15 protein-coding genes are annotated in these 24,694 nt (G+C 57.2%); 8 read left to right on the top strand and 7 right to left on the bottom strand.

The window, feature by feature from the left end:
- Positions 1-19 precede the first annotated feature (19 nt).
- The 3 genes from AAF739_00110 to AAF739_00100 all read right to left on the bottom strand — a co-directional run bounded on the left by AAF739_00110 (position 20) and on the right by AAF739_00100 (position 3,658).
- Complete coding sequence (locus AAF739_00110) at positions 20-1,498, bottom strand: ABC transporter substrate-binding protein (protein ID MEM6381051.1); 1,479 nt, start codon at positions 1,496-1,498, stop codon at positions 20-22.
- An 80-nt stretch (positions 1,499-1,578) separates the two neighbouring features.
- On the bottom strand, positions 1,579-2,826 hold the full coding sequence (locus AAF739_00105; protein ID MEM6381050.1) for a D-amino acid dehydrogenase: 1,248 nt from the start codon (positions 2,824-2,826) through the stop codon (positions 1,579-1,581).
- A 52-nt stretch (positions 2,827-2,878) separates the two neighbouring features.
- A complete protein-coding gene (locus AAF739_00100) occupies positions 2,879-3,658 on the bottom strand; it encodes an SDR family oxidoreductase (protein ID MEM6381049.1) in 780 nt (259 codons plus the stop codon).
- 132 nt (positions 3,659-3,790) lie between these two features.
- On the opposite strand from AAF739_00100, the gene AAF739_00095 reads away from it, so the two are divergent.
- On the top strand, positions 3,791-4,492 hold the full coding sequence (locus tag AAF739_00095) for an SDR family oxidoreductase (protein MEM6381048.1): 702 nt from the start codon (positions 3,791-3,793) through the stop codon (positions 4,490-4,492).
- Between the two features lie 181 nt (positions 4,493-4,673).
- Here AAF739_00095 and AAF739_00090 read toward each other — a convergent pair whose 3' ends face one another.
- A complete protein-coding gene (locus tag AAF739_00090; GenBank protein ID MEM6381047.1) occupies positions 4,674-6,206 on the bottom strand; it encodes a BCCT family transporter in 1,533 nt (510 codons plus the stop codon).
- The gene (locus AAF739_00085; GenBank protein ID MEM6381046.1) at positions 6,206-7,213 is read right to left on the bottom strand and encodes a patatin-like phospholipase family protein; all 1,008 of its coding nucleotides are present in this window, start codon (positions 7,211-7,213) and stop codon (positions 6,206-6,208) included. The genes AAF739_00090 and AAF739_00085 overlap by 1 nt, the downstream gene beginning before the upstream one ends.
- Before the next feature lie 148 nt (positions 7,214-7,361).
- Here AAF739_00085 and AAF739_00080 point away from each other — a divergent pair, with 148 nt between their 5' ends.
- The gene (locus AAF739_00080) at positions 7,362-8,747 is read left to right on the top strand and encodes a GntP family permease (protein MEM6381045.1); all 1,386 of its coding nucleotides are present in this window, start codon (positions 7,362-7,364) and stop codon (positions 8,745-8,747) included.
- A 53-nt stretch (positions 8,748-8,800) separates the two neighbouring features.
- On the opposite strand, the gene AAF739_00075 is transcribed toward AAF739_00080, so the two are convergent.
- Both AAF739_00075 and AAF739_00070 read right to left on the bottom strand, forming a co-directional pair.
- Entirely contained in the window at positions 8,801-9,637 is an 837-nt protein-coding gene (locus tag AAF739_00075; protein MEM6381044.1) for an SDR family NAD(P)-dependent oxidoreductase, read from the bottom strand.
- A 73-nt stretch (positions 9,638-9,710) separates the two neighbouring features.
- Positions 9,711-10,595 carry an SDR family oxidoreductase gene (locus tag AAF739_00070; GenBank protein ID MEM6381043.1) on the bottom strand — a complete coding sequence of 295 codons (885 nt, stop codon included), beginning with the start codon at positions 10,593-10,595 and terminating at the stop codon, positions 9,711-9,713.
- Positions 10,596-10,708: 113 nt separating this feature from the next.
- On the opposite strand from AAF739_00070, the gene AAF739_00065 reads away from it, so the two are divergent.
- The 6 genes from AAF739_00065 to AAF739_00040 all read left to right on the top strand — a co-directional run bounded on the left by AAF739_00065 (position 10,709) and on the right by AAF739_00040 (position 24,687).
- Positions 10,709-11,617 carry a LysR family transcriptional regulator gene (locus AAF739_00065; protein ID MEM6381042.1) on the top strand — a complete coding sequence of 303 codons (909 nt, stop codon included), beginning with the start codon at positions 10,709-10,711 and terminating at the stop codon, positions 11,615-11,617.
- Positions 11,618-11,965: 348 nt separating this feature from the next.
- Positions 11,966-14,161 (top strand): matrixin family metalloprotease, encoded by a 2,196-nt coding sequence (locus tag AAF739_00060; GenBank protein MEM6381041.1) that lies wholly within the window; start codon positions 11,966-11,968, stop codon positions 14,159-14,161.
- Between the two features lie 370 nt (positions 14,162-14,531).
- Positions 14,532-17,300 carry a calcium-binding protein gene (locus AAF739_00055; GenBank protein MEM6381040.1) on the top strand — a complete coding sequence of 923 codons (2,769 nt, stop codon included), beginning with the start codon at positions 14,532-14,534 and terminating at the stop codon, positions 17,298-17,300.
- 210 nt (positions 17,301-17,510) lie between these two features.
- Positions 17,511-20,795, top strand: coding sequence for a calcium-binding protein (locus AAF739_00050; protein MEM6381039.1), 3,285 nt, complete (start codon positions 17,511-17,513; stop codon positions 20,793-20,795).
- 103 nt (positions 20,796-20,898) lie between these two features.
- Entirely contained in the window at positions 20,899-21,729 is an 831-nt protein-coding gene (locus AAF739_00045) for a sulfotransferase (GenBank protein MEM6381038.1), read from the top strand.
- A gap of 183 nt (positions 21,730-21,912) precedes the next feature.
- Positions 21,913-24,687 (top strand): calcium-binding protein, encoded by a 2,775-nt coding sequence (locus AAF739_00040; GenBank protein MEM6381037.1) that lies wholly within the window; start codon positions 21,913-21,915, stop codon positions 24,685-24,687.
- Positions 24,688-24,694: the final 7 nt, after the last annotated feature.

Here is a 24,694-nt window from a genome sequence, read left to right as displayed (position 1 = left end):
CGTGCCGGATCGTGCCGCCCTACTCGACGGTCATAGTGCTGACGAACATTTTTCCATCAACGCGAGGCTCCCAGCTGAGGCGTTCGCTCATGCCCCAGATGTTGTTGATGTTCAGCAGGAAGGTCAAAAGTGCCTCTTCGTGAGCGTACTCGACCACTTGCTCATACAGGGCCTGCCGCGCGTCGAGGTCAATCTCCGTGCGCGCCGTCGTGATCAGTTCCTCCAGCTCTTCGACGCTGTTAGAAGCGCCAAAACCGGAAGGTGCCAGATAGGCGGAGAAGGATCGATCGGCGTCCAGAAGCTCATTGCCTGAGACCACGAAAATCGCGTCCGACCGTTGCCCGTCTTCGGAACGGAACAGGCGCTGAAGGTATTCGTCAAACTCGTAGATCTGAACATCAACGTTGAGCCCAACGGCGGACCAGAACCCACCGATAACCTCAGTCAGTTCACGGTCCTTCAACCAGCGCCCCGAAGTGCTGACCAGCGTGATGTCGCCACCGGCTGCGCCCGCTTCTTCCAGAAGCTCCATCGCGCGCTCGGGATCGTAGGGATAGGCGGTGACACCTTCATTGTAGCCGAAATAGGTCGGCCCAAGCAGCTGTCCCTGTTCGACTTGCGCTTGTCCTTCAAAGAGCGCCGACGCGAGTGCCTCTTTATCAACGGCAAGGTTGAGCGCCTGGCGGACGCGTGCGTCAGCGGTGATGCCGCCGTCCGCATTCAAAAGCACCATCGGGTGCTCGAGGCTGCGCATCGATGCGGCTTGCGGAACCTGCCCCATGAACTCGGGCAGCAGATTGGTCACAAGATCGACTTCACCGGCGACCAAGGTCGACAAACGGGTGCCTGGTTCCTCGATAAACCGATAGGTCACCTGGGTCACGTCGGGCGCTTCGCCCCGATATTCCGGGTTGGCCTCAAGAACGATCTGATTGCCGCGGTCCCAGCTGACAAATTTGAAGGGGCCGCTCCCGATCGGTGCAGCCGCGAAGTCGTCAGATTGGCTCGCCTCGGGCGGCACAATCATGAAGTAGTACATCCGCGCCGGCAGTATCGGGTCTGGCCCTGAGGTTTTGACGTGAACGGTCAACTCATCAATCGCTTCCGCTCCAGCGAAGGTTGAGAAATAAGAAAGCTGTTCGGAGTTCAGTTCCGGATCGATCATGCGCTCGATCGAGAAAGCGACCGCTTCGGCGTTCAGCGGCTCGCCATTGGTGAATGTAATCCCGGGCTGAATCTTGAACTCCCAGGTCGTGGGATCGACTTGCGTGGGAAATTCGGAGGCGATTCCGAGGTCGAGGTTGCCCTCGTTGTCACGCACCATCAGCGTATCGAAGATATTATCATTGACCGCCTTTTCCCCGCCGTCATCCGCTGCGTGGGGGTCCAACGTTGTCGGCTCGCTGCCAATGACGATCGTGATTTCGTCGGCCAAAGCCGTCAATGGCGTGAACGCCAACAGGGCGCCAAGACACCATCGAATGAACTGGGTGCGCATATGTACTTCCTTTTTGGTCACTGATCCGGACATTCCCGTAACGATGCCGCCTGTGCTCCCCTTAAGTCAACTGGGCCCCATCAATTCGGACGATAGGGCGCCGCATCAATCGCAGATGGGCGTCCTGACATGAGATCGGCAAGCAATTGCCCAGCGCCGGCAGCCTGGGTCCAACCGTTTGAACCATGACCGAGATTGACCCAAAGCCCTTCAAAACCTCGAACGGCCCCGGTCCGTGCCCGTCCGTCAGGTGTCATAGGGCGCAGTCCCGCCCAAGGCTCGGGCTCCGAAGCGCACTTGATTGTGGGAAACAGCGTCTCGGCATGGCCTCGTATAGCAGCGACCTGACCCTCGGCCAGTTTTGTGTCGAAGCCGGTCAGCTCGGCGACTCCGCCAACCCGGAGCCGATTGCCCAGTCGCGTGAACATGAGCTTTGAATCTTCGTCCATGACCGATGAGCGCGGACCGATGACGTCGTCTGAAAGGGTGTAGGTCAAAGAATAACCCTTCACGGGATAGAGAGGTTGCGACCGCTGCAATGGTGCAAGCAGACGATTGGCAAAGGGCCCAGCGGCGATCACCAGCTGTTCGCCTTCAATCTCGCCATCTGACGTCTGGAGCGCCTTGAACGTACCGCCATCGCAGCGGATCGCGATGGCATCCTTTCCGTAGGAGAAAAGAACACCTCGATCGGAGAGCCAAGCGCTAAGGGCCTCGCAAAAGGCTGCGCAATCGCCCGTTTGGTCGTCGGGCAAATGAAGCCCGCCGGCGAAATTTGCTGACGATCCCGCGAGCGCAGGTTCGATTTGTGCCAGTTCGTGCGCCGCGACGATACGGTGATGGATGCCGAGCTCTTCGAGCACCCGTGCGGAGCGGTGGCCAGCCTCAAGTGACTGGTCAGACCGAAACGTTTGCAGCACGCCGCCCTTGCCGTGGTCGAACGCAACGCCGGTCTCCTCGATGATTGCCGCGAGCCGCTCCTGGCTGTAATGCGCGATGGCCTGCATCGCCTTTTTGTTCTCAGCGCTTCGCCGTTTGTCGCACTCGCGCGCAAATGCGACCAGCCATGCCCATTGCGCCGGATCGAGCTTCGGTCGGATCTTGAGCGGCGCAGACGATGCAAACATCCATTTGAATGCTTTGGTGATCATGCCCGGGGCAGCCCATGGGCCCGCGAATCCTGGGCAAAGCCCGCCAGCGTTGCCGAAGCTTGTGGCCCGTCCGGGACCATCCAGCCGTTCCACAACGTGAACGTCGCGACCGTCTTTGTGCAACGCGTAGGCTGTGGCCAGCCCGATCACACCACCTCCCAAGACCAGCGTCGTCACCGGTTCATTCTCGTCATCGAGAGCAGATCACACTTGGGAAACGGCATGATTTTCAAAGCGTCCCCGGATAGTCGCCACCATCCATGAGAATGGACTGACCGGTCATAAGACCCGCATGCGCCGACGCAAGAAACGCAAACAACGCTCCGATCTCCTCCGGTCGCCCGAAGCGCTTTGCCGGGCTTTTCTCGGCCCTCGCGCCCCAGATATCGCCGAAGCTACGCCCGGTCGTTTCAACCAGTTTTTCAACGTGCTGACGCTGGCCGTCGCTGTCGACGATTCCCGGCAGAATGCTGTTCACGGTGACGTTTCGCGCCACACCAAGGCGGGCGATCCCGGCGCAAAAACCAACCAGACCGGTGCGTGCGCCGTTGGATAGCGAAAGCTCGGCATGGGGAATTTTCACGCCGCGCGACGTGATGTTGACGATGCGCCCGAAGCCTCGTTCGACCATGCCATCAAACGTTGCCCGGATCATTTCGATCGGTGCCAGCATCATCAGGTCCAGCGCTTCGATCCACTGGTCCCGGTCGTGCTCGCGGAAGTCGCCCGGTTTCATCCCTCCGGCATTGTTCAGGAGAATGTCCGGTTGCGGACAGGCTTTAAGCGCGGCTGCCCGGCCCTCTTCGGTGGTGATGTCCGCCGCCACCGTCAAAACGGTCGCCCCTGTGCTCGAACGAATGTCGTTAGCCGTCTGTTCCAAGGGTGCTGGGGTGCGCGCAACCAGCGTCAGGTCTGCTCCTTCCGCCGCCAAGGCGAACGCGCAGGCCCGTCCCATACCTTTGCTGGCACCGGTCAGGAGCGCCTTCCTGCCGGCGATGCCCATATCCATTGTCTTAGCCTCTTTTTCCAGCCTGCAACCTTCAGGGCTTGCACAGCGCTGTCAATTGCCTTCACCAGCATTGCGAGGCACGCATGCCTTAGGCATGGTTGATCAACGAAGTACAACGATGAGGTTGGGGCGGTGACGCAAAAGGTAGCGGTCGTAATGGCCGGTGGGCGGGGAATGGGGGCTTCGGCAGCGCGGCACCTTGCCGAAAAAGGCTATGGCATCGGGCTTCTGTCCGTATCTGGAAATGCAGAAGCCCTCGCCCAGGAACTCGGTGGGGTCGGTGTGACCGGATCGAACCTCGAAACGGCTGATCTGAAAAAGCTCATTGAGGCGGTGATGGATCGCTGGGGGCGGATTGATGTAGTGATCAACTCAGCCGGTCACGCGCCAAAGGGCGAAATCCTCGAGATCAGCGACGATGATTGGCACACGGCCATGGACTACTACCTGATGAACGTGATCCGCTCGACACGGCTCGTCACGCCCATCATGGTTGAGCAAGGCGGCGGGACAATCATCAACATCTCGAGCTTCGCGGCCGTCCAGCCCGATTTGACGTTTGTGACCTCAGGGGTGTTTCGGGCGGGGCTTTCGAGCTTCGCCAAGATGTTCTCGGATCGCTATGCGGCCGACAATGTGCGCATGAACAACGTGCTGCCAGGGTTTATCGACAGTCTGCCGCAGAAGGATGAGCGCAGGGCCCGCGTTCCGCTTGGTCGATATGGCAAGATGGAAGAGGTCGCCGCACTCATTGCTTATTTGGCGTCTGACGAGGCAGCTTACATAACCGGGCAGAATTTTCGGATTGATGGGGGAATGACCCGCTCGGTCTGATCGTAGGGGCCTTCCCGCAAATGGATGGTGTGGCGTGCTGGCTCTCGCAGGTAGCATCCACAAAAGGGTCGGCCCGTTCCGGCTGATGTTTCCTGTATCCTACCCAGCACGGCGAAACAGGAGCCAGAGCATCCAGCCGATAAACGCGAACGTGATAAGGTTTGCGGCCGTATCAATCAGGCTACCGACCAGCATGGGCATTCTCCGTGGAACGCTCTTGCGCGGGCTTGGGGGTCTCTTCCCGCAACGCGCGGACTAGACAAACACACAACAGAACGCTGACGAAAACGAAGGGGAGAGCGCCAAGCGCGATAAGTTTCTTGACCGCGTCAATCGAGCCCGAAAGCACCATCGCGGCGCCCACCAAACCCAGAAGAAGGCCCCAAATCAGGCGTACTTTCGGGCTTGGGTCCGGGTCGCCCCCAACCGAAAAAGTGGCAAGGACAAAGGCCGCACTCACAACACTTGTGACGATGAAGAGAAAGGCGGCGATGACCGTCGCAATGGTGGTCAACAAAGGCGCGGGCAAACGTTCAAGGAGGTCGAAGGTAACGCGCCCGAAATTCTCTTTGGCGGCGGCTATGAGCCCACCGTTGCCTTGCAACGCATCGAACAGTCCAATACCTCCAAATGCGCCAAACCAGACAACCGAAAAGATCGTCGGGGCCAAAAGAACCCCAATAACAAACTCGCGGATGGTCCGGCCCTTCGAAATGCGTGCAATGAAAACGCCTACGAACGGCCCCCAAGCGATCCACCAAACCATGTAGGTGAGCGTCCAGTCCTGGAACCACCGTTCGATCTCATCGCCATAGAAACTGAGTGTCTGGAACCCACGCGGGAGAGCGGAAAACAGGTAGTCGCCGAAGCTCGATAAAATTGAATTGAGCAGATATTGGGTCGGACCGAAAATAACGACAAAGCAGACCAATAGGATCGCGATGCCCATCGCTATGTTGGACAGTTTCGACATCCCATCGCCAAGATCGACCAAGAGTGCTGGCGTGTAGGACGCCACCATAAGCGCGAAGATGAGCCAGATCAGCCATGTGGCGGTGCCACCGAAACTGAGAAGAACATCAATACCGTCGGCAACCTGAAAAACGCCCATCGCAATCGAACCACCAACGCCAATTGCTATGGCGACAATGGCCATGAAGTCGGCGAGGTTGCCCACCCACCTTGCCCACCGCTCTTTGGGAAATAGCGATACAACGGGACTGCTTACCAGCATCGGCGTGCCGCGACGAAAGGTGAAATACGCGATCGTGAGCGCCGTAGCGCCATAAATAGCCCAAGCGTGAATACCCCAGTGGAAGTTGGTGGACAGCAGCGCCTGTTCGGCAGCGAGGGGTTCGGGCAAAACCGTGCTGGCAAAGCTAAAGTGGGTAATGGGCTCCGCGACAGCCCAAAAGAGCAGGCCAACGCCCATACCCGCAGAAAACAGCATCGCGATCCACGCGGGCGTGGAGAATTCGGGTCGATCATCATCGGCGCCCAGTCGGATATTCCCATAGGGAGAGATCGCTACGACCAGGCACAACGCCAGCATCCCCGAGACTGACAGCATCAAAAACCAGCCTCTGCTCTCAAAGTACCGGCTCACCAGTGCTGAGGCGAAAGACACCATCGTTTGCGGGCTCAGTACGCCCCAAACGCCGATACCCAATATCGTGACGACGGATACCGCAAGCAGAACGCGCGACGCGGCCATCAGTCCTCTGCCTTTGGTAACCAGGTCGTCTCGCGACCAACACGGTCACCGTTCTCTTCTAGCCACTGCTCGCAGGTATGCCGTCCAAGATCGAAGAGGTATTTCACAAAGTCTGGTGAGGCGTTCATTTTGCTTGATGCGCTCAACTCCCGCATCTGCTCATCCGCAGCAATCCGGTGCAACCGGCCGTTTCGGAATTCGTCGAGGGGTAAATCCTGATCCGTAACCAGGGCCTTTAGAAAGCCGAGACCCTCGATTTCTCTCACAAGGCTCGAGTTAAAGGTTATCTCGTTCAGCCGGTTGTTGATTTCGCTGCTTGATTTGGGGATCTCCTCGCGGCGAAACGGGTTGATCTGGACGATCACCGTATCGCGGGTGTCGGTCTCTCGAATAAGCGGTATGATCGGCGGATTACCCATGTATCCGCCATCCCAGTAGGCCTGATCGGCGATCTCGACAGCTCGGTAGAGGGTGGGCAGACAGGCGGAAGCGAGCGTTGTCTCGACCGATAGCGAGGGTTGCCGGAAAATGGTCAGCCGGCCGGTCTTCACATTTGTTGCAGACTGAAAAACTTTGATCTTCTTGGATTTATTGATGGCGTCAAAGGAGAATGTGCTCTCAACGATCTCTTTGAGCGGGTGAGAGCCAAAGTCGATCACGTCATAGGGCGAGAAGAACTGCGACCAGGTATCGAGCATCTTGTACATCGGTGAATGATCAAGGTTCCAACCGCTGAAAAACCGATCGAATGGCGTCCGTTGCAGCGGGCTGAACGCTGCTGATGCCGTCACCTTCTCCCAGTAGGTGCATAGCAGCGTCTTTGCCTTTGCCGGTCCTTCTTCAACCAAGCCTTGAGCAAGTGCAACGGCATTCATTGCACCAGCGCTGGTCCCGCTCACGCCGGTGATTTTAAAGCCCGGTTCATCCAGCAAACGATCCAACACGCCCCAGGTAAATGCGCCATGCGAGCCTCCACCTTGGAGCGCGACATCAATGCTCTTGACCATACAGCCTCCATTTCGGGCGCTGCACATAATTTAATCATGGTGCACCGCCACAATACGCATTTTCAACGCTTTACCGAAGCTATAACCCAGTTTTTATTCATGGACAATGTCCATAAAACACGTTGTTCCGCTAGATCGAGGCTTCGTTATGATCGGCATCCTTCTGTCTTTGACCCTTCTGATTTACCTCGCTTACAAAGGGGTGAGCGTCATCGTACTCGCGCCGGCCCTCGCAATCCTGGCCGTCGTTTTGAACGATGGTGGACCGATACTGGGAACCTACACGCAAGTCTTTCTTCCCGCGCTTGGCGAGTACCTTGTGCGGTTTTTTCCGTTGTTCCTGCTCGGCGCAATCTTCGGTCGGGTGATGCGCGACACCGGCTCCGCTCCGGTCATTGCAGACTCGATAATCTCCGGCCTCGGGGTCCGGCGCTCGGCTCTTGCTGTGGTGATGGCCTGCGCGATCCTGACCTACGGAGGTGTCTCCCTGTTTGTGGTCGCTTTTGCCGTGTATCCCATCGCCGCAAGCATGTTTGTGAAAGCTGATATTCCCAAACGCTTCATCCCTGCTGTGATTGCGCTGGGTGCCTTCACCTTCACCATGACGGCCTTGCCCGGCTCGCCGCAGATTCAAAACGCCATTCCCGCGCCCTACTTCGGAACTGATAGCTTCGCCGCACCCCTCCCGGGGCTGCTGGCGGCCTTTATCATTGCCGGGTTCGGTATGTGGTGGCTGCAGACCCGCATCGGTAAGGCGCAGAGCCGAGGGGAGCATTATGGGGAGGAGGATGAGTTCTCGACACGGACAGGCGCTGACAACGCCGATGATGAGGCAGACAGACCCGCTTTCTGGATAGCGGTCCTTCCGATTGTCGTTGTCATCTCGGTGAATTTTGTCGCCTCTCGCTTCTTCCTTCCTCTTCTCGACACGGCCTACCTCGCCGAGCCCGAATACGGCGAAACGACAATCGCCTCAGTACGTGGAATCTGGTCGCTCATTATCGGCCTTGTTGCGGCAATTCTCCTCGCGGTTGCGCTGAACTATCGCCGACTTGCGAGTGTCAACACCACAATCAAAGGCGGCGTAGAGGCTTCCTTTCTGCCCATCTTCAACACGGCAAGTGAGGTTGGTTACGGTTCCGTGATCGCCTCACTTGCCGCTTTCGCAATCCTTCGGGATAGCATCGTCAATATCGCACCTGGTAATCCGCTCCTGTCAGAAGCCATAGCCGTCAACGTGCTGGCGGGGGTAACGGGATCCGCATCCGGCGGCATGAGCATCGCGCTTGAAGCCCTTGGTGAAACCTATTTGCAGATGGCCCAGGCAGCGAACATCTCGCCCGAACTTCTGCACCGCGTTGCGGCACTAGCATCCGGCGGTTTCGACGTTCTGCCGCACAACGGTGCGGTGATTACGCTCTTGGCGATCACCGGTCTTACCCATGCAAAAAGCTATTTCGACATCTTCGTCGTTGCGGTCGTCGGGCCTCTGCTCGGTCTTGGTGCGGTTCTGCTTTGGTCGATGTTTGTATAAGGAACTGCACCTTGACTTTATGGCGAACGATCGATGTCCCTTGTTGCTTACGCTTAAGTTGATGCAACGTGTTCGGCGAAGGCGTCTGCATAGTCAGGATGCCAGCGGCTGAGTGCCGGACGGTTCTCAATGATATCACCAGCGGCCCAAGCGATCCGCTTCTCATCAAGAGCGCGCGGCACATCATTGTCCGGGCACAGAATGTAAAAGTCGCCCCTGTTCATGCTATCAAGGAAGAACTGCGCGGTTTGCTCGGCCGTCCAAGCGCTGGGTGGTTTATCGACAGCGCCTGTCATGCCGGTGTGGACAAAGCCAGGGATGAGCAGATGCGCGCTCAGTTGCGCACCCTCGGTGTTCCGCAGTTCATGTGCCAGCGCCTCGGTGAAAGCTTTCAGGCCCGCTTTTGAAACATTGTAGGCCGGGTTGCCCGGTGGGGTGGTGATGCCCTGCTTCGATCCGGTATTGATGATCGCGCCCGGTCTAGAGCGCTCAACCATGCGGGGCATGAACACTTGCGTGCTGTGAATTGGTCCCCACAAATTGACATCCAGCGTTGCTTTCCACGCGTCGAGTGTGCCGGTTATCGATGAGCGTTCGCCGATGCCGGCATTGTTCATCAGAATATCGACACCGCCGAACATATCAGCAACTTGCTTTTCGAGCGCTTCGATTTGCTCCCGGTCGGAGATGTCCGTCGACGCAGTCACAACATCCGCTGCACCGGCCTGACGCAAGGCCTGATCAGTGGCGTCGAGCTTGTCCGCCGCTCGATCAACAACAACCAACCGCATGCCCATCTCCGCGAACTGCGTTGCGGTGGCTAAGCCAATACCGGAGGCGCCTCCGGTGACCAGGGCAACAGAATCAGGGGTAAAGGCTGGGTGTGTCATGGGTAAACAATCCTGCGTTATTGTTGTTTTGCTGTGCTGGCCGGGCGGGCTGCCGACCAGCACAGCACGACGTTTAGGCGGCTTTCGAGTTTTCGACCTTCAACGTGAGCATGTCGGCCATGCCGTTGTTTGTGAAGAGCGCTTGCGTTGCCTCCGAAAGCTGATCGTTCATCGGCTGCACCAGGTCGCCCATGCCAATGGTGTCCACAACTGTGCGCAAGGCGCGCGTCCCGGGGTCAGCGTTGACGACCGCGACGACCGCGTCGGCCACCAGTTGCGGCGACTGCTGCGGGTTGGCCTTGAGGAATTCTTCAAAACCATCCATCGCAGTCTTCGGCGCAGCTGCCATGGCGCCATAACCGGCATCGCGATCGTTGGATGACGGTCGAACGAGGTTCCCGATGAACGCGGTGGGGAACCCGCCGGGTTCGACGATCGCAACATCGACGCCGAATTGGCTCAGCTCCGCACGATAGTTTTCGCTAAGAGCTTCCACCGCCCATTTGGTCGCATTGTACGGACCGAAGAATGGAAGTGCGACCCGTCCCAGCAGGCTCGAAATGTTTACAATCAAGCCACTGCCATTGCTGCGCATGTCCGGCAGAACTGCGCGGGTCATCCGCTGCACCCCGAACACATTGATGTCGAACAAACGTTGGAAATCGTCGGCGGAGAAGCTCTCCTGCAAACCGTGCGAGCCGACACCAGCATTGTTGATGAGGACATCAATGGAGCCCAGAGCGGCCTTTGCCTGCGCCACGCCAGCCTCAACGGACGCATCATCTGTTACATCGAGTTCTACAATGTGAACGCCGATGGACCGCAAGGCCTCCGCCGCTTTGGCATTGCGGCCTTCTGGGTCCCGGACGGTGCCGGCGACGCGGTGGCCGGCCTTGATCAGATCGTTGGCAATCAGCGTTCCAAAGCCGCTGCTGGCAGCTGTGATCAGAATGTTCATGCTTTTATCTCCTATCGGTGGCCGCAAGAGGTCCGTTGCGGACGTTGGGGCGTGATGATGGAAACGAGATAGCTCTTGCCAATAATTCAGAACAGTCGGATATATTTAAACCTATGGTTCAAGATATTAGAACGATTGGATTATCCGCGCTCAGGAGCTTCAGCACCGTTGCGCGGCTAGGCGGGATCAGCGCCGCAGCAGATCGTTTGGGCATAGCAAAATCTGGGGTCAGCCGCCACGTCGCGCAGCTTGAGAGCCACTTCGGCGTTCGTCTGCTGGAACGCAGCGCGCGCTCCGTCAAGCTTACGCCGTTTGGCGAAAGGCTTCAGGTGCGCGTTGCATCCATCCTGGCGGAAGTCGATTTGCTCGATGACATCGCACGCGAAGAGAGCGCTGGCGTGTCGGGGCAGGTCAGCATCGCCGCGACGCCTGAGTTTGGAGGACTGGTTGCCGCGACACTGTTTCCGACCATCACCGCGACACACCCGGACCTCAAATTGGTCTTGCGCACGGCATACGCATTTGAGGATATGCAGGATCCGGGAACCGACATCGCCTTTCGTGTCGGCACCTTCAAAGATGATCGCCTTGTGGCACGTGAACTCGGGGCCTTCAGAGCTTGGATTGTCGCATCGCCCAAGCTGCCGCAGGTACAGGACATTCGGCGCCCAGAAGACCTTGAGCAGGTACCGTGCCTCGTGTTTCGCGGCAACCGGACCATGACAAACTGGACCCTGCATGCACCGGGTCAGCAAAAGTCCATCGCCGTCTCCGGTCCATTCGGGGTTCAGAACTTCACCATCCTGCTCGACCTTGTGCTCGCTGGCGAAGGTGTCGGATTTTTGCCGGAATTCATGGTCAGTGAAGCGATCAGCAACGGAACACTCATAAGATGCATGCCCGCTTACACCTCCCGACCATTTCCCGTGTTTCTGACGTTCAGGCCGGGTGCTCGACGGATCGCGAGGTTGGATGCGGTGATAAGCTTGGCAGAGCAGCAGATACCAGGACTGCTGAATTAGACAGGTGCCTGCCGTTGAAACAGCAAAGGGCGATGGGCTTGGAAGCTTTCAACATGTCGCTTTTGGGGTGCCGGCAGTCGCAGGGCTTTACTGCGAACAAACCAACGAAACTCTGAAACCAAGCAGCTTCCATTGCAACTAAGCGATCACCAGATCGGCTCATCCCACGACGTATTCGTTCGAATTTTCATCGGCGACTTCGCGAAATATTATCTTGATCGGTGCACAAGCGCAGACCGGTACTAAAGGGGACATAATCGAATGTGCGGAAATTGCATTGCTCACGGGGCAACGCTACCAGACTGCTGTGACCTGGCGGACCCGCAAGGTAATGGTTTTTTGCCCGGGGTGCCATCGGCCTCCAGTACCACATTCTCGGATGATTTTACCGCGCTGCTCGACGACTTCAGTTGGACCGGGGACGTCGATCGCCAGCAACCGGTCGTGCTCACCTATTCCTTTGAAACGCAGGCTCAAAGCTATCTTGCCGACGAGGGGTTCAGCGCCGCGTTCATCAATAGCTTCCAACCATTCAATTCGGCTCAGAGGCAATCGACCGAACAAGCTCTTGCAAAGTTCGAGCAGGTAAGCGGGATCACGTTCGTTGAGGTCGCTCCCGGTCAGGGTGATATCAAGTTCGGCAACTTTGACTTCAGCCAATCGAGCTTCTCCGGCTCCGGCGGGTTTGCCTATCTGCCGGGCCGGTCGATCTTCACGACCAACTCTTTTGAGTTTGAAATTGGCGGAGACGTATTCATCAATGTGAGCCGCATGAATTCAATGAGCGATTACTTGATCGCCCATGAAATTGGCCATGCGGTCGGGCTGAAACATCCCTTTTCGGGGAACCCGCAGCTCTCATCTGCATTCGACAACACCGACTTCACGATCATGTCCTACACGTTCGGGTCGTCCAACACGTCGGACCTCGGACCCTTCGATGTCGAGGCCATTCAGTATTTGTACGGCCTCGACACGTTTTCGCCTTCTACAAGCGGCGGCCTCACCAATTTCATCGTTAACCAACAAGCGTTTAGCACCACGCAGACCTGGGGCGGCGCGAGCTCCGAGATCGTTGGCTCTAGCCTGAACGATACGATCAACGCCGGTGGCGGAGACGATACTGTCGGCGGCTTCAAGGGCAACGACACGATCAATGGCGGCGCCGGAAACGACAATATGTTCGGAGGCCTGGGGAACGATGTCATTCTCGCCGGTCCCGGCGATGATATTATCCTTGGGGGGGACAGCTTTTTCGACGACGCGGTTGATTACGTCGACACCGTTAGCTTCAGCGGCGTAACCAGCAACGTCTGGGCCAGCCTCGGCCAAGCGCAGTGGCGCAACGGTCAGTTTGTGAATTCAGAAAGCTCGCAAACGGGCGGGGACCGCATTGATAACGTGAACAACCTTATCGGCGGCAACGGCAACGATGACTTCACCGGCAACCAATTTGGGAACGTCCTAAGCGGCGGCAACGGCGCGGATATGCTGAACGGTCAGGGTGGCGCCGACATTCTCAACGGCAACATTGGCAATGACACAGCCAATGGTGGTGCTGGCAATGACATCGTTCGCGGCCAGAACGGTACCGACGTCCTTAATGGCGGCGACGGCAACGATACCCTTGAAGGCGGTTCGGGCACCGATACCCTCAACGGCGGTGACGGGAACGACAACCTTAATGGTGGCGGTGGTCCCGACACGCTCAATGGCGGCGACGACGATGATTTGATGATCGGCAGCGCCGGTAACGACACGCTCAATGGAGGCGGCGGGAACGATCGTCTGTTTGGCGGTGCCGACTTCGACACTCTGAATGGTGACGCGGGGAACGATTTTCTTAGCGGTGGTGCCTCAAACGACATCCTGTCTGGCGGCAGCGGGAACGACCAGCTCGATGGCGGTGATGGCAATGACAACCTGAACGGCGATGGCGGGATGGATCTGCTTTTTGGAAGTTCCGGCAATGATGTGATGGTCGGCGGTGCCGACGACGATACGCTGGATGGCGGCGTGGGCAACGACCGTCTGTTTGGTGGAGCGGGCAACGATATATCCCGCGGTCGGGAGGGCGCTGACTTTATCTCCTCTGGCTCGGGCGACGACCTTCTCGAAGGTGGGTCGGGCAATGACAGTCTGTTCGGCGGCTTCGGCGTCGACAGAATGTTTGGCGAAGCGGGCAACGATTTTCTTCAGGCAGGTGCCAGCGATGACCGTCTGTTTGGTGGTTCAGGCGACGACACGCTCGACGGGCGTGAGGACGATGATCTGTTGAGCGGAGGTTCGGGCACCGATACGCTGATCGGGGGTAGTGGTGCGGATACGTTTGTTTTCGCGTCTGGCTTCGGCAACGACACCGTCACCGACTTCCAAGACAATATTGATCAGCTCGATCTGACGGCGTTCAACTTCGCAAGCGTAGGTGGTGCGCTGTCTTTTGCGAGCCAAGTCGCGGGCGATGTGGTTTTCACTTTCGGTCCGAACACGTTTACCATTCAGAACACGACCGAAGCGCAACTGGCTGATGATATCTTGATCTGACGGACTACTCGATCTCTCCGTTACGCTAAAGCCTTCGGGTATTGGTTTCCCGGCTGTTGCGCCCGCATGCGTTGTCCGCTTGGCGGCCCACACCCATTCCTGCTTTCGGTGGTCGTAAGCAACGCTCACCATGAGTTTTCGGTTGGCTGGCCGCCCAAGCGCATCCGGTCCGCAGACATTGGCATGCGCAAAAGAAAGTCAACTCCACACGGAGTTGCTTCAAACATCACGCACTTGGCGCCTACGTCTAAAGCCAAGTCCGCGCATAGACCTCTGCTTGATGGCCAAGGCGCGTTTTTCTGGGCATATAGAGGTAATCGGGTTTCCGTACCGGAAATCATAAGCGCGCCGGACGCACAGGAGAAACGACATGACGCAGATCGACGCAACCGCATTGAATAGCAGCTTCAATGCTTTTTCTCCGAGCGAAGTGCAATTCAACCCCGGCACGGGTAGTGATTTCTCCTACACGTGGGACACCGTTTCAAGCGGTGGCGGCAATCAGATCACAGCGTTCGGCTATCTGGGCGACTTCGATGCATCGACGCTGGCGGGAACCGTCAACGCCATCACGATCTTCGACTCGTCGTTCGATCCCATCCTGGGCATCAGCGGCCTCAACGACCCGCTCACCGATTTTATCGATTCAGGTTCGTCACAAGCGCATTGGGAAAAATTCTGGAACGAGGTGCTCGCAGGCGAGACCATCATTTTCGCGCCGACAAACGGCAGCACCCTTGAGATATTTGGCGATGTTGCGCGCGTACCGATCGCGACCACGTTCAACGCCGCTGCCGATCAGTTCATTGGTACCGATACCGGTTCAATGGGCGGCACATATGTTGGAGATGCCGCGATCATCAATCTCGGTGGTGTGCTGAATGGCGGCAATGATGTTTTCACCAACATCACCACCGTCATCTACGGTGACGCTTTTGACCAGAGCACCAGTGAACTGGTCGGCACATTGAATGGTGGCAACGACACGGTCGAGATAACCGACCCCAACGACGAAAGTACGAACACGAACTTTGCTTGGAGCACGATCTACGGCGAGACAGGAAGGGTCGCAATCGGCGGTGTCGTGAATGGTGGTGATGATCTGATCACGATCCGCAACACCTCATCAGGTAGCACCGTCTATCTGGACGTAGAAGATGTTGAAGGTGTCATCATGGGCGGTGATGACACGCTCCTCATAGAAGTGTTGATTACGGGACGCAGCCTAACGTCTTTTGGGAACGTTTACGGCGACGCTGCGGACGTCACTACGGGTTCCGTAACCACCAAAGTTGAAGGTGGCGATGACACGATTACCGCTCGGAATGTGTCCGCGGGCACCATTTACGGCGACTTCGAAGACGTAACTGGCAGAAATGCGGATGGTGGCAACGATGTTATCTTAATCGAGTCGACGTTTGTTCGTACGCCAACCAACAATTCGTTTACCTCCGAAGGCAGCATCGGCGATATCTACGGGGACTTTCTTTCCGTAACCGGGGGTGGCTCGGAAGAGTTTAGGGGCGGCGATGATCGGATTACGGTTATCAATACCTTTACATCGTCGATCTACGGCGATGTCAGCTCGCAGTCTGGCGAAGGTGTGTCATTTTTCGGCGGTGATGATGTCATCTCCGTCGTCTTCGACCGAGAATACACCTCCTTTTCATCCAGTGTTTATGGAGATGGTTCGAGTTTTTCAGCGGCTGTGCTGGAGTTTGGCGATGATATCATCACCTATGATGTCCGCGGCTCCGAAAATACGTCGACAGCGCTTTATGGAGACTCGACTTCTGTTTCCGATGTCAGCGGCGGCAGCACAATAACGTTCGGTGATGATACCGTCACAGTTCTGGCCAATCAGAATTACTCCGTCGTCGCCAATGGCGATGCGGCAACTCTATCGTTCGCGGCGTCGTCCACGGTTCATTTTGGCAATGATGTCATTCGCACAGGCGCTGGTAACGATTCCCTCTATGGCGATTTTCAAAACGTGGCCGGCTTGAGCTTCGTCACGGTCAGCGGCGGCGACGATATTCTCGATGGCGGCATGGGCAATGATCTGTTGGACGGTGGTGTGGGCGTTAACACCGCAGCGTTCAATTCCATCGCCCGATCGGTTTCCGTATTCCTCGACGGTATTCCTTTCACGGGCTCCAACTCCAGCAACTTGATCCATGCATTCGGCCAGGGGATGGACCGCTTCATAAACATCCAAAACGTTATCGGCTCCTCGGCAGAAGACACGATCATTGGCGACGCGAATGACAATGTGCTGTCCGGCGGTGCCAGCAAAGACCGTATCTCCGGCCGCGATGGCAACGATACGATCAATGGTGACGGTGGCGATGACCGGCTTAACGGTGATGGTGACAATGACACTGTCAGCGGCGGCGGCGGCGATGACATCGTCAATGGCGGGGAGGGTGCGGACAGCCTGTTTGGCAATTCGGGCCTTGATACGCTCAATGGTGGCAGCGGCGCCGATCAGCTGTTCGGTGGCGCAGACAACGACACGCTGAACGGGCAAGGTGATGCGGACTTCCTCAATGGCGGCAGCGGCAACGACACACTGAACGGCGGCGACGCCAACGACGCTCTGGTAGGCGACGAAGGCAACGACACGCTCAATGGTGGCGGTGGAAACGATATCCTGTCGGGCAACAACGGCAATGATACGCTTGCCGGTGGTGCCGACAACGACACGCTCAACGGTGGCAGCGGAACCGACAATCTGTTTGGTGGTTCGGGCAGCGATACCTTGCAAGGGCAGGGCGGCAATGACTTCCTGCAGGCTGGTTCGAACAATGACTTCCTATTCGGTGGCGCTGGTGATGACATCATGGAAGGCCGCGAAGGAACCGACCTTCTCAACGGCGGCGCTGGCACCGATAGCCTGACTGGTGGGACTGGCACGGACACGTTCGTGTTCGCCGCGGGGTTTGGCAACGACACGGTCACGGACTTCGAGGACGACATCGATCAGCTTGACCTGACTGCGTTCAATTTTGCGACCGTCAATGGCGCGCTGTCCTTCGCTGCTGACGTGGCGGGCGATGTTGTCTTCACCTTCGGGCCCAACACGTTCACCATCGAGAACACCACCCAAGCGCAGCTCGTGGATGATATTCTGATCTAGCCAGTGGCGATAGCCACGGCGGTATTTGGCTTTTCATGTATCGAGCGGTTTAAGATCGCTCATCTACTTTGAGCTTGCCGCTTAAATTCAGCGTTCCGAAGGAAACCTAGCCGGCATAGTTGCCGACTGGACTACGAATGCTCGTGCTGCACCCCTTGCCTTAGCGTCAAAAAGCTTATTCGATGCCAGTAAACAGGGGTTGGGCAAACGATGATCAACGAAACAACGGGCGCAAACAACAACGTCCAGCAAGCGCAGAACACTGGGCTCGCATTGGGCAATGCCGATGTCGCCACCGTCCGGATCAACGGCTCGATTGTCACCGTTGGTCTGCCCAACCAGCCACGGCAGATAAGTTCATCAGACGCCAGCAACTCGGCCAACAACGCCACCAACACAACCATACTGCCGGGCACATCGGACGCTGTCTTCGCCAATAACGTGCTGGCGCCGTTTAGCTTCGGGGTTGGCGATATCCAGCTGTTCGAAATTTCCGAACTCTACTTCGGGCAACAGGTGCGCCTCACGGCTTTCAGCCAGGAAACTGCCCTGCGTGTTGCGATTCACGATTCATTCGGTCAGGGCCTCGCCGTTGGCGGCAACGTATCTCCGCAGTTTCCCGCCAATCCAGCCCTCATCGAGGTCGGCAACACAAATTTCAATCAGAACTTTTTCTTCGCGGTAGCCGGGGCCCAGACGACCACCACGAACAACATCTTTGATCCATCGACGAACTTCCTGACCGACTTAAATCCAATTTTCAGTCAGGCTGGACCGATCCAGACGCTGATTGAAGTGCTTTCGCCCGACTATGATTTCTATACCGTCGATGCCAGTGCCGGTCAGGTTATAGGCTTTCAGACCAATCTACCTGGCGCGATCATTCAAGTCTTCGACCCCAACGGACAGCTGCTGTTTGGTCAGGCTGCGACTGACGAATTCGGTGAGCCCGTTGGTAATCTTTCAAACGTGTATTCCCCCGTTTCGCCCTTGCCCGGCGATGCCAACAGCACCGTGGCAAGCGGTTTCATCGCGACACAGTCGGGGACGTACACGGTGGGGATCATGTCCCCGCAGGATAACAACTATACCCTCGATTTGACGGTAGCCGAGCGGGCAATCATCGACCAGCCTGTCGGTACAACGCAGGTTTTCTTCCTCGACTTCAATGGGGCACCGGGGAGTCTCCTGTCCGGGTTACCCAATGCTGGGCCGCAGAATTTCTCTCCGCTGTCGGATTTCCTGCCGGGTTTCGGTATCTCGGCAAATCAGGAAAACGCTCTCATCAACGCGATTATCGCGCGATTCACCCAGCTAATTCGTGACAACATTGCTGCGGTCTCCGAGAACGGGAACTTCGCGGTTTCCGGCACGCCTGGGGAGTTTGCGGTCACAATCCTCAACAGCCGCGATCACCCCGATCAGACCAACAACCCGAACGTGTCGAGCATCGTTATCGGTGGGACACGCAATCAGGCCGGTGTCCCAACCAACGCCCAAGATCCTGTCCGCTGGCTGTCTGAAACCATTGATATCGGCAATTTCGACCTGGGTGATGATGCCATCGTTCCGCTCGATGCGTTTGCCGCGCCTGCCGGAACGGACGTTGACTCTATCCAATCACTATCTCGGGCGTCCAACGTCACACAGATTCAGATTGTTGCCGAAGTGATTGCGCAGAGCGCTGCCGCAGCAGCAGGTCAACTGCTCGGGAATTTGACCACCTCAAATCAGCTTGGCGGAAGCCCCATTGCGACCCAGGATCAGCGTGGCTTGCCCCTGCAGGCGCAAATTGGCTCTGGCCCGGACGACGTTTTTGGAACCGCAGATGACACGCCGATTGGCTTTCTCCCTGACAGGTTGGCCCTTCTCCAAGGCGGCCTCGGTGGTTTTAACACAACCGGATCGATGTCCTTTGCGTTGGGTACGGGAACCGGCGGCGTTACGGGTCCATCGACGACCCCGACGAACGGCAATGACCTGCTGACCGGGACTGCGCAGGCCGACGCCATAAGCGCGTTGGATGGCGCAGATACCATCAACGGACTGGGGGGTAACGACACCCTGAACGGAAACGTCGGCAACGACATCGTCAATGGCGGCAATGGCGACGATACGCTGCGCGGTCAAAACGGGTCCGACGAACTCAACGGCGGAACGGGCAGCGATCTTCTAGAAGGGGGTGCAGGCACCGATACGCTCAACGGCGACAATGGCAACGATACGCTGAACGGAGGAACTGGCAACGACACCTTGTCTGGGGACGGTGGAAACGACGTCCTTAACGGCAATGCTGGCAACGATACGATCAATGGCGGTGATGGAAATGACCAGCTGTTTGGTGGTGCTGACTTCGATACTCTCGACGGTCAGGGTGGTGACGATTTCCTCAACGGGGGGTCATCGAATGACATTCTGAGAGGTGACGCGGGCAATGATGGTCTGGTCGGCGGCGACGGTAATGACAACCTTGATGGCGGCGCCGGCCGAGATACGCTCTCAGGTGAACTCGGTGACGATCTTCTCAGCGGTGGTGCTGGTAACGATACGCTGAACGGTGGCGGCGGAAATGACCGGCTCTTTGGTGGCTCCGATTTCGATACGCTTCGCGGCCAGGGTGGCAACGACGTGCTGAATGGCGGGGCCTCAAACGATATCCTTACCGGTGACGAGGGCGACGATGAGCTCCTCGGAGAGGCGGGCAACGACAACCTCAATGGCGGCACGGGTAATGATCAGCTTTTTGGCGGCTCAGGCAACGATACCCTCAACGGCAGCACTGGCAGCGACTTCCTGAACGGCGGCGCGCAAAACGATAGCCTGTTTGGCGGCTCAGGCAACGACACGCTCATTGGCGGCGATGGCAACGACGACCTCGAAGGTGGAGGTGGGATTGATGTTCTGTCTGGCAACGAAGGCGATGATGTCCTCGCAGGTGGTGCCGATAACGACACCTTGAATGGCGGGGGTGGCGTAGACCGTCTGTTTGGCGGGTCCGGCAATGACCTATCGCGCGGGCAAGCTGGAAATGACTTCATATCTTCGGGGGCGGGCGACGACAGGCTCGAAGGCGGCAACGACAACGACAGCCTGTTCGGTGGCTCCGGTCAGGACACCTTGATCGGGGAAGCTGGAAACGACTTCCTTCAGGCGGGCAGCGGCAGCGATTTCCTGTTTGGCGGGTCCGGCAACGACACGCTGGACGGTCGAGAGAGTATAGATGTCCTGAATGGCGGTGCGGGTGACGATACCCTGATAGGAGGAACGGGGGCGGATACCTTCATATTCGCCCCTGGCTTCGGCAACGATACGGTCACCGACTTCCAGGACAATATTGACGAGCTGGACCTGACGGCCTTCAACCTCGCCTCGATCAATGGCGCTCTATCGTTCGCAAACGAAGTCGGTGGCGATGTCGTCTTCACCTTCGGTCCGAACACCTTCACCATCGAGAACACGACCGAAGCGCAGCTGGCAAACGATATACTTATCTGAAAAGCCTGCATGCACGCGCTGATTGGCCCACTCGCGGCAGACGGCGGCATTGACAGCTTCACTCCGCTTGTCGTTATCGGGGAAACACACATTCCGAGGACAAATGCCCAAGACCTTCCATTTCATCAGCGGGTTGCCGCGTTCCGGTTCGACCCTGCTCGCCGCGCTTTTACGGCAAAATCCGCGCTTTGCTGCCGGAATGTCGAGCCCGATGGCTTCGCTGTTCGACGGCATCATAAGCCAGGTCTCCGCCGGCTCGGAGCTCTCCAGTATGGTAAGCGATACCCAGCGTGCGGAAATCCTGAAGGGCCTTTTCACAAGCTACTATGGTGAGCAGCAAGAGGACGTCATCTTCGATACCAACCGGGCTTGGACGGCGAAGATGTCAGCGGTCCTGCAGTTGTTCCCTGATGCAAAATTCATCTGTTGCGTTCGCGATGTCGCGTGGATCATGGACTCCATGGAGCGGCAGTATCGCCAGAACGCGTTCGAGAACACGCGCCTTTACAACAACCCTGGCGAACGAGCGACGGTCTACACGCGCCTTGAGGCCTTGGCTCACGCCAATCGCCTGGTCGGGTTTCCCTACCACGCCCTGCGCGAGGCATGCTGGGGCGAGTACGCCAACCGCCTGGTGATCATTGACTACGATATTTTCGTCAACCAACCGGCGGATGCGATTGGGTTGCTCTACTCCTTTCTTGATGAAGAGCCCTACCAGCATGACTTTGAGGCCGTCGATTACGATGCGCCTGCCTTTGACACGCAACTGGGTGTCAGCGGACTGCACAAAGTCCATCCAAAGGTTTCGCCGCGTCCCCGCAAAACGATCCTGCCGCCTGACCTTTTCGAACGCTATTCAAACATGGCATTCTGGCGCGATCTGACCAATTGCGAGGCCTACCGGATTGTTCAGCAAGCACCAAAAGGCTGAGCGCGTATAGCCGCTTCGCTCTTATGGGCTCGTTGAACCACTGCAGGCGTCCCTTTTCCCAAAAAGCAGAAATTTCAATGCGACGGTTTGCAACTAGCCAAATCTCGAAATTAAGCGCAACGGTGCAACTTATGATTTCCGTTACGGCAAATAATGCCGCGCCCACTTCCTTGGAGAATCCCTATGGTCCAGATCGACGCAACGGCGCTCAACAGCACCTTCAGCGCCTTTCAAACATCCTCCGTTGAATTCAACCCGGGAACGGGAACCGATTTTTCCTACACGTGGGACACAGCTTCAGGAGGTGGCGGAAACCAGATCACGGCGTTCGGCTATCTGGGTGACTTTGATGCGACAACATTGGCTGGAACCGTCAACGCGATCACGCTGTTCGATTCCAGCTTCAGCGCAATTTTTGGGATCAGCGGGCTCAACGATCCGCTCACCGACTTCATCGATACGGGTTCCTCGCAAGCGCACTACGAAAAATTCTGGAACAAGGTTCTCGACGGCGAGACGATTTTCTATGCGCCGACAAACGGAAGCACCCTTGAGATTTTCGGCGACATAACGCGGGTTCCCATCGCGACCACATACAATGCCGCGGCGGATCAGTTCTTCGGCGCGGACTTCACTTTCACCAGTGGCATTTACGTCGGTGACGCCGCCATCATTAATCTAGGCGGTGTCTTGAACGGTGGCGACGATGTTTTCACAAACATCACCGGTACCATTTACGGCGATGCTTTTGACACGGCGTCTAGCGCAACGCTCTCCGGCACGCTGAATGGCGGTGATGATACCGTCTCGATTACCGACCCGATCCAGCAAAGTTCAGATAGCAGTTTCACCTTTAGTACCATCTTCGGCGACGCCGGTGACATCGGTGTGGACGGCGTTGTGAACGGTGGCGATGACGCCGTCACGATCAGGAACGCAAACGGTGGCGGCGCAGTCTATCTGGACGTTGAGGACGTGGAGGGCGCCATCACCGGTGGTGACGATACACTTCTGGTCGAAGTCCTCATTCCCGGACGAAACTTTACAGAAGTAGGGGTGATAACTGGTGACGGGCAGGCAATAACCACTACGACGGTGACCACCAAAGCCGAGGGTGGCGATGATTCCATTACACTTCGCAACGCGAGCACTGTCGGAGTTGTCGGCGATTTCAACACTGTCTCTGGCAGAAGTGCTGATGGTGGAAACGATACGATTATCATCGAATCGACGTTCATGCGAACCCCAACGAACAATCACTTCCAAACAGAAGGAAAGGCAAATGTAATTTACGGGGACTTCGTATCTATTGGAGGGTCAAATTTTGAAGAATTTCGAGGTGGTAACGACCGTATCACAATAATCAATAATTTTTCTGATATCATTTTTGGTGATATAGACTCACATTTGGGCGACAGTATTTCCTTTTTTGGCGGAGATGACATCATCTCCTTAGTTTTTGATCGTCAATACTCATCTACTAGTCCTATCATTTTTGGCGATGTTAACGAATTTACCGCTGCGTTTGCAGAATTCGGAGACGATACGATCATCTACGATGTCCGCGGCTCTCTGAGCGCTTCGACATCGATCTACGGCGACGTGAACGAGCTATCGGATGTGGCCGGAGGCAGCACGGTTGCATTCGGTGATGACACAATCACTGCATTGTCGGGTGGAACGTACCATTTCACCGCCTACGGCGATGCTTTCGATCTGTCGTTTTCGAACAGCTCGACGGTCGTCTTCGGCAATGACACTATTCGCACCGGCGCCGGCGACGATCGATTGTACGGCGACTTCCAAAATGTAAGCGGCCTGAGCGGCCTCGGCAGCGTCAGCGGCGGCGATGATATTCTCGACGGGGGAATGGGGAATGACTTCATCGATGGTGGTGTTGGCAACAACACGGCCGCATTCGATTCCATTGCCCGATCCGTCTCGGTTTTCCTTGAGGGTATCCCGTTCACCGGGTCGACCTCCACTAGTCTGATCCACGCCTTCGGCCAAGGTATGGATCAGCTGATCAACATTCAGAACGTCATCGGGTCTTCGGCGCCCGACACCATCATCGGTGATGACAGTGTCAATGTGTTGTCAGGCGGCGCGAGCAAGGACCGGATTTCCGGCCTCGACGGAAACGACGTCATCAATGGCGATGGGGGCGATGACCGACTGAACGGGAATGTCGGCGATGACACCGTGATGGGCGGCGGCGGCGCTGACATCGTTAATGGCGGCGTGGGCAACGATACCCTCGTTGGCAATTCCGGCGAAGACACCCTCAATGGCGGCAGCGGCGCAGACTCGCTGTTTGGCGGTGCCGACAACGATCTGCTCAATGGTCAGGGCGATGGGGACTTTCTCGACGGAGGCGCGGGCAACGATACTCTGAACGGCGGCGACGGCAACGACGCACTGGTCGGCAACGACGGCAACGACAGCCTCGATGGCGGCGGCGGCAACGACATCCTTTCCGGCAATGCGGGCGTTGACAGTCTCGCGGGCGGGTCCGGCAATGACACGCTCAATGGCGGCGGGGGGAACGATTTTCTCTTCGGTGGCTCGGGCGCGGATACCTTGCAGGGCCAGGGCGGCAATGATCTGCTGCAGGCTGGCGCAAACAACGACTTTCTGTTCGGCGGCGCTGGCAATGATCTGCTTGATGGCCGCGAAGGCACCGATACGCTCAATGGCGGCTCGGGCACCGACACCCTGACAGGGGGAACGGGCATCGACACCTTCGTGTTCGCGCCCGCTTTCGGCAACGACACGGTCACCGACTTTCAGGACGATATTGATCAACTTGATCTGACCGCGTTCAACTTCGCCAGCGTCGGGGGCGCGTTGTCGTTCGCAGCCGATGTCGGCGGCGACGTCGTCTTCACCTTCGGGCCCAACACGTTCACGATTGAGAACACAACCCAGGCGCAGCTTACCGATGACATCCTGATCTGAGGCTTGG

The sequence above is a fragment of the Pseudomonadota bacterium genome (genome assembly GCA_039024915.1).
Taxonomy (GTDB): Bacteria; Pseudomonadota; Alphaproteobacteria; order Rhizobiales; family MH13; genus MH13.
The sequence above is the reverse complement of the archived record's forward strand: the minus strand, read 5'-3'. Positions and strand labels throughout refer to the sequence as shown.